We start from the raw sequence: 13,205 nt of genomic DNA, 5'->3' as shown, positions 1-13,205 counted from the left end.
CAAGGTGTTGCATGACCGATCACGCATTGCTGCTGGTAAACCTCGGTTCGCCGGCTTCTACCGAAGTTGCGGATGTGCGCCGCTACCTCAATCAGTTTCTGATGGATCCCTACGTTATCGATCTGCCTTGGCCTGTGCGCCGACTGCTGGTGTCGCTGATCCTGATCAAGCGCCCTGAACAATCGGCGCATGCCTATGCGTCGATCTGGTGGGACGAGGGTTCGCCGCTTGTGGTGCTGAGCAAGCGTTTGCAACAGGCGATGGTGGGGGAATGGACGCAGGGGCCGGTCGAGCTGGCGATGCGTTACGGCGAGCCGTCAATCGAGTCGGTGCTGACCCGCCTGGCAGCGCAAGGTATTCGGAAAGTCACCCTGGCGCCGCTTTACCCGCAATTCGCAGACAGTACCGTCACCACAGTGGTTGAAGAGGCGCGCCGCGTCATCCGCGAAAAGCAGTTGAAATTCGAATTGGCTCTGCTGCCGCCGTTCTTCAATCAGCCGGAATACCTCGACGCGCTGGTCCATAGCGTCAAGCCCTACCTGGAACAGCATTACGACCATTTGCTGCTGAGCTTTCATGGTTTGCCGGAAAGCCACATCAACAAACTCGACCCTACGGGTCAGCACCGTTGCGAAAAGTCCGGCGACTGTTGCCGCAACGCAACGCCCGAGACCCTTGCGTTTTGCTACCGCGCGCAGTGCATGCGTTCCTCTGCCGAGTTTGCCAAGCTGATGGGTATTCCCGAAGGTAAGTGGTCGGTCTCGTTTCAATCTCGACTGGGCCGCAACAAGTGGATCGAACCCTACACTGAGGCGCACCTGGCCGAGTTGGCCGAGAAAGGCGTGAAGAGGCTGCTGGTGATGTGCCCGGCCTTCGTCGCCGACTGCATCGAGACGCTGGAAGAGATCGGTGATCGGGGGGCGGAGCAGTTCAAGGAGGCGGGCGGGGAGGAGTTGGTGCTGATCCCGTGCCTGAACGACGATCCGCTGTGGGCGAAGGCACTCAATGCGCTCTGCGAGCGGGCCCCTGCAATGCGGGTGTAGAACACTGTAGGAGCGCGCTTGCCCGCGATTGCAGGGTGTCAGTCACATGAACGTTGAATGACACACCGCAATCGCGGGCAAGCGCGCTCCTACGAATACTGCGTCTACGGCAACTGATCTGTGGGCGAAGGCACTCAATGCCCTCTGCGAGCGGGCCCCTGCAATGCGGGTCTAGAACACTGTAGAGCGCGCTTGCCCGCGATTGCAGGTGTCAGTCACATGAACGTTGAATGACACACCGCAATCGCGGGCAGGCGCGCTCCTACAAATACTGCGTTTACGGCAATTGATCATCCAGGTGCTTGTTCTTCCAACCGTCATTGCCCGGCAATACCAGGTTGAGCAGGATCGCGGTCACGGCGCACAACGCGATACCCTTCATGCCGAAGTCATCCGGGCCGTTGCCGGTGCCAATGAGCACGCCGCCGATCCCGAACACCAGCGTGACGGAAACGATGACCAGATTGCGCGCTTCTGCCAGGTCGACCTTGTGGCGAATCATGGTGTTCAGGCCGACGGCTGCAATCGATCCGAACAACAGGCAAAGGATGCCGCCCATGACGGGCGCAGGGATGCTCTGCAGCAGCGCGCCAAACTTACCGATGAACGCCAGTGCGATGGCGAAGACTGCGGCCCAGGTCATGATCTTCGGGTTGTAGTTCTTGGTCAGCATCACCGCACCCGTCACTTCGGCGTAGGTGGTGTTGGGAGGACCGCCGAACGCGCCCGCCACTGTGGTGGCAATACCGTCGCCGAGCAGTGTGCGATGCAAGCCTGGCTTTTGAATATAGTCGCGCCCCGTCACGCTACCCACGGCGATGACACCGCCGATGTGTTCGATCGCGGGCGCCAGCGCAACGGGGACGATGAACAGGATCGCCTGCCAGTTGAACTCCGGTGCGGTGAAGCGGGGAAGCTCCAGCCAAGGCGCTGCGGCGATTTTGGCCACGTCCACCACGCCGAACCAGAACGACAATGCGAAGCCCACCAACACGCCGGAGATGATTGGCACCAGGCGGAAAATGCCTTTACCGAATACGGCAACGATGAGCGTTGTCAGCAGCGCCGCCATCGAAATGATGATCGCGGTGTTATAGGGAATCAGCACCGCAGCGCCGTCACCGGTTTTGCCCATGGCCATGTTCGCGGCAATGGGTGCCATCGCAAGACCAATGGAGATGACCACTGGGCCGATAACGACTGGAGGTAACAGCCGGTCAATGAAACCCGTGCCTTTGATCTTCACGGCCAGCCCGAGGAAGGTGTAGACAAAGCCCGCCGCCATCACGCCCCCCATGGTCGCTGCCAGCCCGAACTGGCCCTTGGCGAGAATGATCGGGGTAATGAACGCGAAGCTGGAGGCCAGGAAAACCGGCACCTGACGGCCCGTGACCACTTGGAAGCACAGCGTGCCAAGGCCTGCGGTGAATAACGCGACGTTGGGGTCGAGCCCTGTGATCAGTGGCATGAGCACCAGGGCCCCGAAAGCCACGAACAGCATTTGAGCGCCCGACAGTACGGTGCGCCACAGTGGATCGTTGAACTCGTCCTGTTTCATCAGGCGTCCTTTTGCTTGGTGCCGAAAATCTTGTCGCCCGCATCGCCCAGACCCGGAATGATGTAGCCGTGTTCGTTCAGGCGCTGATCGATGGACGCGGTATAAATTTGCACGTCGGGGTGCGCTTTCTCGACAATGGCGATGCCTTCCGGCGCCGCCACCAGCACCATCGCGCGGATGTCGCGGCAACCGGCTTTTTTCAGCAGGTCGATGGTGGCGACCATCGAGCCGCCGGTGGCTAGCATCGGGTCGATGATCAGCGCCAGACGCTGGTCGATTTCCGGCGCGAGTTTTTCGAGATAGGTGTGGGCTTCGAGCGTTTCTTCGTTGCGGGCCACCCCCACGGCACTGACCTTGGCACCCGGAATCAGGCTCAATACGCCTTCGAGCATGCCGATTCCGGCGCGCAGAATGGGGACTACCGTGATCTTCTTGCCTGCGATCTTCTCGACCTGAACCGTTCCGGCCCAACCTTCGATCGCGTAGGTTTCCAACGGTAGGTCCTTGGTCGCCTCATAGGTCAGCAGCGCGCCGACTTCCTGAGCCAGTTCACGGAAGTTCTTGGTGCTGATATCGGCGCGGCGCATGAGGCCGAGCTTGTGACGGATCAGCGGATGGCGGATCTCACGGATGGACATAGGAAAGGGCTCCAGCGGACGGGCAAAAAAAACGGCTTAGATTAATCTATTCAGCTGTAACTTGTCTTACCGGTTAAGTTCCTGTTTCTGACATTGAGGGTCTGACCCGTCATCAAGGCGAGCCCTGTCGACGCAGGCAGGGCAGGGTCGCGGCACGCAGCCGCTTTTCGTGGCGACTCCGGCAACGTTAGTCCATAAAAGCTTGCTCTGACGATGACGGATGCGTACCTTTGCCCGCTTTTCCCTGCCCAGCCCCTTTGGAGAGCATCATGTCCGCTGATCTCGAGCATATCCGTCAAGTCATGCGCGAGGCTGACTGCCTGTACACCCACGACGAGGTCGAGGCGTCCATCGCTCGCGTCGGCGAGCAAATCAACAGCGTGCTGGCGGATCGCAACCCGGTGGTGTTCTGCGTGATGAACGGCGGCCTGATCTTCGCAGGCAAGCTGTTGACCCATCTGAATTTTCCGCTGGAGGCGTCTTATCTGCACGCCACGCGTTACCGCAACGAAACCAGCGGCGGAGAATTGTTCTGGAAGGCCAAGCCTGAAGTGTCCTTCATCGACCGCGACGTACTGATCATCGATGACATCCTCGACGAGGGCCACACCTTGGGAGCGATCATCGACTTCTGCAAGCATGCGGGTGCCAGCGCCGTTCACACTGCCGTGCTGATCGATAAGGACCACGACCGTAAGGCACGCCCGGACCTGAAAGCCGATTTCGTGGGGCTGCCATGCGTTGATCGTTACATCTTCGGCTACGGGATGGACTACAAAGGCTACTGGCGCAATGCGGCAGGGATCTACGCCGTTAAAGGCATGTGAGCCGTGACCTGCAGGGCTGCGTTTGCCCGCGAATGGGATTTATCGGTGGCTAAAGAAGTGACTGATTCACCGCTATCGCGGGCAAGCGTGCTCCTACAGGTGTTCTGCGCCCCCACATGCTAGAGTGCCACCCACTTTTCCCGGGAGGCCTCCATGACGTTATCGTTTCGCAGTCGAGCCGCGTTGATGTTGCTGTTGACCCTGCCGCTCCCGGCCCTCGCTGAGCCCATGCACGCCCAATACCTCCCTCCGGATGAGCTGTCAGTGCGCGAGGGCGAACCTGAACAGCAGCAGTTGTTGCAGGTCACCGAATACTCGATCGTTGCGGGCAGCCAGCGTCAATCCAATCAGCAACCCATCCCGGTCACCTCGCCCTTGAGCGTGCGCCTGAAAGGCAAGCCAATGAACAAGGGCGCAACGATTGCCGAGGTGTTCATTCACTTCGACGGCGAAAGTAAAAGCCTGAAGAAACCGACCTTCGATGAATCGAACCGCACGCTGACGCTCTTTTACCCGGCAACTCAGTACCGGGTCGTGGTCGATCTGCTGCGTAATGAAAAGGTGTACGTGCAATTTCTGAGCTACCCCAACGGCCATATCTGGGCCGACCTGCACACCGGCAGCGTACGCGCGCGTTGAGCCCGTGACCGGGCGAGGGGTAAACTGCTCGCCCGCGAAATGTCCCGAAAGTCAGTTGGAGTCAGCAATGCGTAAAGATAAGAAGCAGGTGATTGGCGATGAAATCGGCGATGCCCAAATCAAGTCGTTCCTCAATTTCGAACCCGCCGATGCCACTTCACCCTCGTTGCACAAGCTGATCAAAGCGTATCGCGGTTTGCGCATCGATGACTTCGAGCGCTTTCTGGGCTTCTTCAAGGAAGCGGGCTACGACCTTAATGGCAAGGACGAGCACGGCAACGATTTTGTCGCTCTGATCAAGGATCAGCGCAATGCCGGGGATTACATCGAGTTGATCGAGAAAGCGCGCGGCTAACCGGCATCGATCAGCCACTATGACGGGCGCTTCGACGCGTCCGTCTGCTCAACGTATTGCCCACCCCCCACTCTATCTCCCTCACGCCTTTGGTTGATCTTTCCTACAGCCACATCCTCTCGTTGACCCTTTTTAATCAAGCGTTTGGCGCCATACTAAATTCGTGCACAGATGCACGAGCGCCGGGCAGGAAGCCCGGTTATTCAATTTAGGAAAAGGAATTCAACAATGAGCGTTATCAAATCCGTTTTCGCGGGCGGCTTGGCAATTGCTGCGATTCTGGCAATGCCTGCAGTCCATGCTGCGAACTATCCGAAGACCATGCAAGCCACGTTCGAGATCCGAAATGATGGCCGGCAAGACCTCCAAATGACGGGCACCAGTTGGAACGCAGACGCCGACGAGCGCGCCCGGCATGCGCTGACCGCTGATCAATCATTCCGGGTATTCAAGCGAGTGTTCAGTAATCCGCGAAGCGGTGTAGCGGCCTTTCGTTACAGCAATGGGGAGGGCAAAAAGTGTGAATTTCAAATGTCCCATCAAATGGTCTTCAGCTGGTTCGGTCTAAGCCCGAACAACGAAAAGCGCGTGAGCGCCAGATCCACTGGAGCGGTGCCTGCTGAGTGCACGGCAGTGGTGACGGATGGGCAAGGTTCGTTGGACCGGTATCGCGTGCGGTTCTCGATGAAGTAACCGGCGCACCTGTATAAAACTGAAGGCCCCGCTGCGTGGGCGGGGCCTTCAGTCATCTCACCGATTCAGGATGACTGCCGAATCAAGCGAAGCTTGCCGCGGGGCTGTTGAACCAGTTCCAGGCTCGCGTCGCTCTGGGCGGCCCATTCGGTTTTGGGTTTTTCAGGGACGCAGCGTTCGATCAGTACACGCTGATCAAGGCCTATCTTGACGATGTGCACGCGCCGGAGCTTTGCGGGTTCTTATAGCCGTGTCGTCGATCTCTCCGATTCTTTCCTCAAGTTGTCAGAAAGCAGCTTAATTTCTGGTACTTTATTTTTCAGTTATAGCGATCGATTTTGAAGGTTATCGTGAATCATTCTAGTGATTAAAGCTCAGTGATCTACTGTTGAATAGGCCACCTCTCTCAAAAAATGGAGATCCAAGATGAGTGCGCTTAAGGAACTAAGATGCATTGTTAAACAGGAAGGGTATCTTCCGCCGTGTTCAATCGTTGGTCTGGAGAGTGATGCGGAAGGTGACTATTTGCCATGGGATACATTTATAAATGGCGTCGTTGTTATCGTCCCCCCTCAACCCAATGGCGTCAGTGGTGATGAGATTGCTGCCTACTTTTTTGGTTACTGGGAACGGGCGACACTGGCTGATCCGGAAAAAGAGTTGCGTATTGTGATACGCGGTTTTGCTGCTAATTATGATCCTGGTAGTGGAATTGTCGGGTATGCAAACCTCACCTCGGGTGGAATGTCGGAGCCGTTCTCGTTCCGCGTGGAACGCTTCGCCCCATCGGTGAGTGTGGTTGGGGCCAGTGATGGAGCCATTCCGGTAGATCTGCTCGACAAGGGGCTGACGTTCGAGTTTTCGAAATACTATGGCATGGAAGTGGGCGACGTTGTGCAGGTCGTGGTGGATGAGTCCCCTGTTTCTCTCGGTTTTGCTGCGCAGTTAACGCTGCAGCAGTCTGATATCGATAATGGAATCTATATCAAATACCCGAAAGAATATTCCCAGACGTTGCCTAGCAAACGCTTAAAGTACCTGGCTGTTATGCGTAAAGCAGGGGAGGTACGGTACGGAGAACTTTGGAGGAGTACAACATTGCGCAGATCTATTCCGATAACTGCTGCCTTGCCAAGTTGGATGGATGCGGACTCTGTTTATGAGACCGACCCGGATCTTGAGATGGATTGGTATCTGTATCCTGTAGTAGAGGATATCGGGGGGATTCCCGCTTGCAGGTTCAGCTCAAGGATCAATCAGCCCGTCGGACGTGGCAGTCGGGTAACTTTTCATCTGTTTGGAGTCGCAGCAGAACCTTTTGCTCAAACTGTTTTGCTTGAAGAGGACGGACCAGGTTTTGTCTCATTCGTTGTGCCAGAGCCTTATCTGTATTTCCATTCGATGCTCAAAACCGCAACCGTCATTGTGGAAGACACGGATGGCACGATGTATTCGAGCGGCCTGATGACGTGGGCCGCTCCAAAGTCGGACAAGGCTGCCTGGGGGCGGACAAGGCCTCAGTACAGGCACCCATAACAGAGAGAATCGACATTCGCAGATTGTCTTCGAAAGCTGAGCGCTCTGCTGAACAGCTCGTTCCGTAAAACTGAAGGCCCCGCTGCGGGGGCGGGGCCTTCAGTCATCTCACCGATTCAGGATGACTCCTGAATCAAGCGAAGCTTGCCGCGGGGCTGTTGGAAACCAGCTCCAGGCTCTCGTCGCTCTGAGCCGCGATGCGTTGGTACAACTGCGCATCGCTTTCCAGGGCCTTTTCACGCGCCGGGAAGATTTCGTCGAGTTTGGCGGCCCATTCGGTTTTGGCTTTTTCCGGGAAGCAGCGCTCGATCAATTCCAGCATGATCGACACCGTGACCGAAGCGCCTGGGGAGGCGCCCAGCAGGGCGGCGAGGGAACCATCCTTGGCCGAAACCAGTTCGGTACCGAATTGCAGAACGCCGCCTTTCTTCGGATCTTTCTTGATGATTTGCACGCGCTGCCCTGCCACTTCCAGACGCCAGTCTTCGGCTTTGGCCTCGGGATAGAAACGGCGCAACGATTCCAGACGCTGTTCCATCGACTGCCTCACTTCGCTGATCAGGTATTTGGTCAGGTCCATGTTGTCGCGGGCCACCGCCAGCATCGGCGCGATGTTGGCTGCGCGGATCGACAAGGGCAGGTCCATGATCGACCCATGCTTGAGGAACTTGGTGGTAAAGCCGGCGTACGGTCCGAACAGCAGGGAAGTCTTGCCGTCCACGACACGGGTGTCCAGGTGTGGAACCGACATGGGCGGCGAGCCCACCGCGGCCTGGCTGTAGACCTTGGCCTGATGGCGCTTGACCACTTCAGGGTTGTCGCAGCGCAGCCATTGGCCACTGACCGGGAAGCCACCAAAGCCCTTGCCTTCCTCGATACCGGACATTTGCAGCAGCGGCAGCGCCGCGCCTCCGGCACCGAGGAACACGAACCGAGCGTCGATATCACGCGTGCTGCCGCTGTTGACGTCCTTGATGGTCACGCTCCAGCCTTCGCCCTTGCGGCTCAGACCGGTGACCCGCTTGCAATACTTCACTTGAGCGTCCGGCGCGCTGGCCAGATGCTTGAGCAGTTGGTTGGTCAGCGCGCCGAAGTTGACGTCGGTGCCATGCATGACGCGGGTGGCTGCCAAGCGCTGGTCTGCCGGGCGGCCCGGCATCATCAAGGGCATCCACTCGGCCATCTTGGCCTTGTCTTCGGTGTATTCCATCGCTGAAAACGCGTGATGCTTGCGCAGCGCTTCAAAGCGCTTCTTCAGGTAAGCAACACCTTTCTCGCCTTCGACGTAGCTCAGGTGGGGAACGGGCGTGATGAAGGAGCGCGCGGAGCCAAAAGTGCCCTTGCGTGCCAGATAGGCCCAGAACTGCTTAGAGACTTCGAACTGCGTGTTGATGTGAATCGCTTTTTTGGTGTCGATGGAGCCATCGGCCGCCTGAGGGGTGTAGTTCAGCTCACACAGGCCTGCGTGACCGGTTCCGGCGTTGTTCCAGGGGTTGGAACTCTCCGCGGCACCTGAGTCCATCAACTCGACCACCTCGATCTTGAGGCCCGGGTCCAGTTCCTTGAGCAGTACTGCGAGGGTGGCACTCATGATGCCTGCCCCGACCAATACCACATCGACTGCTTCGTTATGCGCCATTAACGCGTCTCCAAAATCTGCAACACCAAATTGGCGGCAGGGTTCCCGAGGTCAATGACCGATGCCGGGCCGCGCGGGATCGCGCAGTACCTCGTGCCGATCGGCCGGGAAATTCCCTGTCCGGTTCTTCGCCATTTCTTGCATCTTCAGCGGACGCCACTGGTAGGGCCTGGGTTGATGCTTTTATTACCAAGCATGAACGCATTTTCTGGCCCGAACAGCCATTCGACTAACGTCAAGACGTCCGGTCATGCAGGCAAATCAGTCGTGAACGGCATCAGGCTCCAATGGTGGAGACTGCGCGGCAGTCAGGGCTGTGCGAAGGGGTTGGGTCAGACGCTAACGGTGCATTTACAAACGCGTAACTGTTCATTTGCTCGCCACACTCTTGTGAAGTTGTGAAAACCCGTTTTTTTCGCGCTCTTTTGGAGACGCGAACCTCAAAAAAGGCCTGCGCGCTGGCAGGGCCTGCAGATCAGGTTCCAACACAGTGTGGGCACTGGCCGACGCGAAAGGTTCGAATGGATCGAGCTTTACACGCGGCAAGGCTGCACGCCGGGCTGCACATGTCTGTGTGGAAGGCTCTCTGTGGGCGGAACGAAGGAGCTGAAAGCTGCTATCAGCGATGCTGCGAGGCCCGATCAGGAGACGTCCTTATAATCGGGGGGAGATTATAACGATGAAACGCGCAGAAATGATCCAGAAAAAATGACTTTTATTCGCCGTCCGGTCAGATGCTGAGCAATTGCCGGGCGGTGATCGCCCGAGGCTGGCGAATGACGCAGGCGCTTTTGGGCAGCGGGCGCTTCAGCCAGCACAGCCTGGGTTCGGTGATTTCCACCCATTCCTCGCCTCCGGGCGGCTGTGAGCAATGCCTGAATGACAGACACACGCCCTGCGCGTCGACACGGGCGTAGTAGCGATGTCGGCTTTTCCGAGAGAACAACGACCAGAAAAAGTCCATGCTCGGACTCCAGTGAGGGCAGTTGTGAAAAGTATGTCGTGGGCCGATGACATGTCCGTGACGTTACCGTTGCGCGATGATGTCCAGATGTTTTGGGAGGCAGGCACCCGGCTGGTATGGGAACCGCGACAGTGGCACTTTGTCGTATCTTTACCCTAGTGAGCGACCTCTGGAGGTCGCTATACTGCCGCACAATTTGTGCCCTGGCCCATGGAGAAATGAGCATGTTGCGTCGTGTTTTGTTCGGTTTGCTTGCCGTCGGCAGTCTGATGCTGGTGGGATGTGCCCACAGTCCGCAGACACTCAATCCGCAACCCAAGCTGAACAGCCAGCTCGCGGCGGTCGGCCATGGCCAGCAGGTCGTGGTGCGGGTGGTCGACGGTCGTCAGTCCCAGACCCTCGGCACCCGGGGTGGTCTGTACCCGGAAACCAGTGCAATCACCGTGAGCGGGCAGCAACTGGTGCCCCAGCTTCAGGCTCAGGCCGAAGCTGCCGTTCGCCTGCTGGGCTTCACGCCCGTTCAAGGTGGGAACGGCCCGCAGCTGACCGTCACCTTGGCTGATTTGAAGTATCAGTCACCCAAGGAAGGCCTGTACGTGACTGAAGCGAACATCAGCTCGACGTTCCGCGCCGATGTGCAGAACAATGGCCGCAGCTATAACGGCCGCTACGCCGCCTCGCTGGACCAGCGTTTCGGCATGGCGCCGAACGAGGAAACCAATACCAAGCTGATCGGTGATGTGCTGAGCGATGCGCTGACTCGCCTGTTCAAGGACCCCACCATTGGGCAAATGCTGAGCCAGTAACCCTCTGCCGCGTCCATCGAAGCCCTGGAGTCGCAAGATGCCGGGGCTTTTTTGTGCCTCATGTCGACCCGAAAAGAACCCTGGGCTGCGCCGCGCTGTGTTCGTCACGGCCAGGCTAACGAGCGGTTCAGGCGAGGTTAAGGTGGCAGCGGATACCGTAGGGGCAGATACACCCGAATCTGCGGCGCCTTCTGCATGGCGCCATCGAGGCCCCATGTCACTCATCCAGCACTCTCCCGGGATGGTCATCAACTTTATGGCATTGCTGGCGGCAGGCCCTGGTATCTGGCTGCTCCATTCCACCCGCATCCGTGAGCAGCGGGAAACCACGCATTTGAACAACCTGACCGAGCAGGCGCCGATCGACGAGCCAATGCACCTGATGGATGTGCCGACGCTGCGCATGATCCGCCTGAGCTACCGGATCGGGGCCGGTTGTTTGGCGTTCGCACTGGCGTTGTCATGGGTCAGCACCAAGCTCTGAGCGTCTTCGCGGAGTCTGCCTGCCCATGACCGAGGAGGGGAGCGCGCCAGCTGGCTTGTTGGGCGCACGGCTGGGAGGTTCAGCAGGCCTTGTCTGGAGATTTTCCGACGCCGTTGAGACTTCGCATTCGATATCCGGCAACGCGGAGCGTGGGAATGTTCGGTGCCGGCAACCGCAAGTCACGGTTGCCGGGCATCTTGAGCCTACAGCGGTAATCCCGCCTTGACCCGGTACTGATTGCGCACGGGCGTGGCGTATTGCAAAACCAGGTAGGGCCGGTGTTCTTCCGGACAGCCGTCCAGACGGCGCTGCCACTCCTCCTTCGCACGCGCCAATTCATCTGCCGGGAACACCTCGGCTGCGCTTGGCACCTTCAGGCCGGGATCGGCATCGGCCCACTGCGCATACGCGAGGTAATGCACCGGGAACAAGCGATAGCCGCCGAGAATCTGCTTGTCCATCTCTGCCGCCAGTTGCTTGGTGTCTTCGTAGACCTCGGTGATGGGCGGCGCGAAATTGACATGCACTCGGCCTTTATAGCCGGTGATGCCCAGCGCGATGCTGACATCGTCTTCGCCCGGCGCTTTGGTATAGCTGCCCGTGGTGGCCCGGATGTACAGCTCGCGCGCCTTGGCGTGATCACAGGGGTCGTACTCGTAACTGATCGACACCGGGGTCAGGTTCAGCGACCGAATGACCTCGCCAAATGGCTCGTCCTTGCGGCTCATGTGAAACATCTTGAGGATGGCTGATTCGGTGCGGTCGTCCCCGTCTTTGGCCCGGCCTTCGGCCTGAGCGATCCAGATCGACTGGCAGTCGTGGCGAATCGAATGATTGATGTAAGCCGACAGCAACTGATAGGCCGCCATCTTCTCCCGCCGGCCGGTGATGGAACGGTGCACGATGAAGCTCTTGTTCAGGCGCATCAGATCGCTGACAAAGGGCTTCTGCAGCAGGTTGTCGCCGATCGCAATGCGTGGCGTCGGCAGGCCGGCGTGGTACACCGCATAGTTCACGAACGCAGGGTCCATCACAATGTCGCGGTGGTTGGCCAGGAACAGGTAGGCCACCCCTGACTTGAACTGCTCGACGCCGGTGTAGGTCACACCATCGGTGGCGCGCTCGATGGTGTGGTCGACGTAATGCTCGACCTTGTCCTGCAAGGCAGCCACCGAATCGATACCGGCAAACTGACGACGCAGCTTGCGGGCGATCGCCGGCTGCAGGATCCAGCCGAGCGAGCCGGCCAAGCGCGGAAAACGAAAATGCGTGAGGATCGCGAGGAACGCCTTGTCACTCAGTAGCCGGTTGAGTACGGCTTTTACTTCGGTGTCGTCGTACGGTCGGATGGCATCGAATTCGCCCATCATGCTCTCTTGTAAAAACGGCTAGGGTAAAGGTAGGCGGCAGGCTCGATACGAAAGGGGTCGATATTCGGCCATGCCGGGCTGAAAACATCCTCGATCACTTCGCTTTCAACCCCTTTCGTACGGAGCCTGCCACCTTGCAACAAAACGTTCGGCCAGCAAACGAGTCGGCGATTATACGCAAAACTGGGCCAGGAGACTGTGATGCAGGAAATACAGGATTATGACTGCCCTTACTGCGGCGAACCGGTGGAGGCGGTGCTCGACCTTTCCGGCGGCGACCAGACTTATATTGAAGACTGCCCGGTGTGCTGTCGGCCGATCATTTTCAGCCTGCAGACCGATGGCGAGGACTGGACCCTGGACGTGCGTAGCGAGAACGAATGATGCGCAAAATCTACGAGCCGGAAAACATGATGGAAGGTGAGTTGCTGCAGGCAATGCTTGCCAGTGAAGGGATCGAGTCGCACATCACAGGCCGGCACCTGCTCGGCGGCATCGGCGAACTGCCGGTGTTCGGCCTGCTGGGCCTGGCTGTGCATGACGATCAGGCCGAGCGGGCGCGACGCTTGATCACTGAGTACAATGAGGCTTTTCCACTGTCGGGCGAAGAGCCTGACAATTACCCCGATGTGTTGCTGTGCTGATAACGGCTC

At 58.3% G+C, this 13,205-nt stretch carries 15 protein-coding genes; 10 read left to right on the top strand and 5 right to left on the bottom strand.

What is annotated here, in order from left to right; genetic code table 11:
- Window positions 1–11 precede the first annotated feature (11 nt).
- Window positions 12–1,043 (top strand): ferrochelatase, encoded by a 1,032-nt coding sequence (hemH, locus tag DBP26_RS19170; protein WP_108239097.1) that lies wholly within the window; start codon window positions 12–14, stop codon window positions 1,041–1,043.
- Window positions 1,044–1,320: 277 nt separating this feature from the next.
- On the opposite strand, the gene DBP26_RS19165 is transcribed toward hemH, so the two are convergent.
- Both DBP26_RS19165 and upp read right to left on the bottom strand, forming a co-directional pair.
- On the bottom strand, window positions 1,321–2,601 hold the full coding sequence (locus DBP26_RS19165) for a uracil-xanthine permease family protein (protein ID WP_108239098.1): 1,281 nt from the start codon (window positions 2,599–2,601) through the stop codon (window positions 1,321–1,323).
- On the bottom strand, window positions 2,601–3,239 hold the full coding sequence (upp, locus tag DBP26_RS19160; protein WP_108239099.1) for a uracil phosphoribosyltransferase: 639 nt from the start codon (window positions 3,237–3,239) through the stop codon (window positions 2,601–2,603). The genes DBP26_RS19165 and upp overlap by 1 nt, the downstream gene beginning before the upstream one ends.
- A 269-nt stretch (window positions 3,240–3,508) precedes the next feature.
- Between upp and DBP26_RS19155 the strand changes: the two genes are divergently transcribed.
- The 5 genes from DBP26_RS19155 to DBP26_RS19135 all read left to right on the top strand — a co-directional run bounded on the left by DBP26_RS19155 (window position 3,509) and on the right by DBP26_RS19135 (window position 7,289).
- Window positions 3,509–4,066 carry a hypoxanthine-guanine phosphoribosyltransferase gene (locus tag DBP26_RS19155; protein WP_108239100.1) on the top strand — a complete coding sequence of 186 codons (558 nt, stop codon included), beginning with the start codon at window positions 3,509–3,511 and terminating at the stop codon, window positions 4,064–4,066.
- A gap of 153 nt (window positions 4,067–4,219) precedes the next feature.
- Window positions 4,220–4,705 carry a hypothetical protein gene (locus tag DBP26_RS19150; RefSeq protein ID WP_108239101.1) on the top strand — a complete coding sequence of 162 codons (486 nt, stop codon included), beginning with the start codon at window positions 4,220–4,222 and terminating at the stop codon, window positions 4,703–4,705.
- Window positions 4,706–4,772: 67 nt separating this feature from the next.
- Window positions 4,773–5,060, top strand: coding sequence for a PA4642 family protein (locus tag DBP26_RS19145; RefSeq protein WP_108239102.1), 288 nt, complete (start codon window positions 4,773–4,775; stop codon window positions 5,058–5,060).
- Window positions 5,061–5,288: 228 nt separating this feature from the next.
- Entirely contained in the window at window positions 5,289–5,753 is a 465-nt protein-coding gene (locus tag DBP26_RS19140; protein WP_108239103.1) for a hypothetical protein, read from the top strand.
- Between the two features lie 426 nt (window positions 5,754–6,179).
- On the top strand, window positions 6,180–7,289 hold the full coding sequence (locus DBP26_RS19135; protein ID WP_108239104.1) for a hypothetical protein: 1,110 nt from the start codon (window positions 6,180–6,182) through the stop codon (window positions 7,287–7,289).
- Between the two features lie 133 nt (window positions 7,290–7,422).
- Here DBP26_RS19135 and mqo read toward each other — a convergent pair whose 3' ends face one another.
- Both mqo and DBP26_RS19125 read right to left on the bottom strand, forming a co-directional pair.
- A complete protein-coding gene (mqo, locus tag DBP26_RS19130) occupies window positions 7,423–8,928 on the bottom strand; it encodes a malate dehydrogenase (quinone) (RefSeq protein WP_108239105.1) in 1,506 nt (501 codons plus the stop codon).
- Between the two features lie 730 nt (window positions 8,929–9,658).
- The gene (locus tag DBP26_RS19125) at window positions 9,659–9,892 is read right to left on the bottom strand and encodes a hypothetical protein (RefSeq protein ID WP_108239106.1); all 234 of its coding nucleotides are present in this window, start codon (window positions 9,890–9,892) and stop codon (window positions 9,659–9,661) included.
- A gap of 224 nt (window positions 9,893–10,116) precedes the next feature.
- Between DBP26_RS19125 and DBP26_RS19120 the strand changes: the two genes are divergently transcribed.
- A complete protein-coding gene (locus DBP26_RS19120) occupies window positions 10,117–10,698 on the top strand; it encodes a YajG family lipoprotein (RefSeq protein WP_108239107.1) in 582 nt (193 codons plus the stop codon).
- Between the two features lie 214 nt (window positions 10,699–10,912).
- Window positions 10,913–11,182: a hypothetical protein gene (locus DBP26_RS19115; protein WP_108239108.1), complete on the top strand. Its 270-nt coding sequence runs from the start codon at window positions 10,913–10,915 to the stop codon at window positions 11,180–11,182.
- A 203-nt stretch (window positions 11,183–11,385) separates the two neighbouring features.
- Here the strand turns inward: DBP26_RS19115 and DBP26_RS19110 are convergent, their stop codons facing one another.
- On the bottom strand, window positions 11,386–12,549 hold the full coding sequence (locus tag DBP26_RS19110) for a 1-acyl-sn-glycerol-3-phosphate acyltransferase (protein WP_177411090.1): 1,164 nt from the start codon (window positions 12,547–12,549) through the stop codon (window positions 11,386–11,388).
- A gap of 204 nt (window positions 12,550–12,753) precedes the next feature.
- On the opposite strand from DBP26_RS19110, the gene DBP26_RS19105 reads away from it, so the two are divergent.
- The gene (locus DBP26_RS19105; protein ID WP_108239110.1) at window positions 12,754–12,936 is read left to right on the top strand and encodes a CPXCG motif-containing cysteine-rich protein; all 183 of its coding nucleotides are present in this window, start codon (window positions 12,754–12,756) and stop codon (window positions 12,934–12,936) included.
- Entirely contained in the window at window positions 12,936–13,196 is a 261-nt protein-coding gene (locus tag DBP26_RS19100) for a DUF2007 domain-containing protein (protein WP_108239162.1), read from the top strand. Before DBP26_RS19105 ends, DBP26_RS19100 begins: the two co-directional genes overlap by 1 nt.
- Window positions 13,197–13,205 lie beyond the last annotated feature (9 nt).

The organism is Pseudomonas sp. RIT409 (assembly GCF_003052515.2).
Classification (GTDB): domain Bacteria; phylum Pseudomonadota; class Gammaproteobacteria; order Pseudomonadales; family Pseudomonadaceae; genus Aquipseudomonas.
The sequence above is the reverse complement of the archived record's forward strand: the minus strand, read 5'-3'. Positions and strand labels throughout refer to the sequence as shown.

Excerpts from the sequence above, each read along its gene's own strand:
- hemH (WP_108239097.1), top strand. The coding sequence starts at position 12 with ATGACCGATCACGCATTGCTGCTGGTAAACCTCGGTTCGCCGGCTTCT.
- DBP26_RS19165 (WP_108239098.1), bottom strand. The coding sequence starts at position 2,601 with ATGAAACAGGACGAGTTCAACGATCCACTGTGGCGCACCGTACTGTCG.
- upp (WP_108239099.1), bottom strand. The coding sequence starts at position 3,239 with ATGTCCATCCGTGAGATCCGCCATCCGCTGATCCGTCACAAGCTCGGC.
- DBP26_RS19155 (WP_108239100.1), top strand. The coding sequence starts at position 3,509 with ATGTCCGCTGATCTCGAGCATATCCGTCAAGTCATGCGCGAGGCTGAC.
- DBP26_RS19150 (WP_108239101.1), top strand. The coding sequence starts at position 4,220 with ATGACGTTATCGTTTCGCAGTCGAGCCGCGTTGATGTTGCTGTTGACC.
- DBP26_RS19145 (WP_108239102.1), top strand. The coding sequence starts at position 4,773 with ATGCGTAAAGATAAGAAGCAGGTGATTGGCGATGAAATCGGCGATGCC.
- DBP26_RS19140 (WP_108239103.1), top strand. The coding sequence starts at position 5,289 with ATGAGCGTTATCAAATCCGTTTTCGCGGGCGGCTTGGCAATTGCTGCG.
- DBP26_RS19135 (WP_108239104.1), top strand. The coding sequence starts at position 6,180 with ATGAGTGCGCTTAAGGAACTAAGATGCATTGTTAAACAGGAAGGGTAT.
- mqo (WP_108239105.1), bottom strand. The coding sequence starts at position 8,928 with ATGGCGCATAACGAAGCAGTCGATGTGGTATTGGTCGGGGCAGGCATC.
- DBP26_RS19125 (WP_108239106.1), bottom strand. The coding sequence starts at position 9,892 with ATGGACTTTTTCTGGTCGTTGTTCTCTCGGAAAAGCCGACATCGCTAC.
- DBP26_RS19120 (WP_108239107.1), top strand. The coding sequence starts at position 10,117 with ATGTTGCGTCGTGTTTTGTTCGGTTTGCTTGCCGTCGGCAGTCTGATG.
- DBP26_RS19115 (WP_108239108.1), top strand. The coding sequence starts at position 10,913 with ATGTCACTCATCCAGCACTCTCCCGGGATGGTCATCAACTTTATGGCA.
- DBP26_RS19110 (WP_177411090.1), bottom strand. The coding sequence starts at position 12,549 with ATGGGCGAATTCGATGCCATCCGACCGTACGACGACACCGAAGTAAAA.
- DBP26_RS19105 (WP_108239110.1), top strand. The coding sequence starts at position 12,754 with ATGCAGGAAATACAGGATTATGACTGCCCTTACTGCGGCGAACCGGTG.
- DBP26_RS19100 (WP_108239162.1), top strand. The coding sequence starts at position 12,936 with ATGCGCAAAATCTACGAGCCGGAAAACATGATGGAAGGTGAGTTGCTG.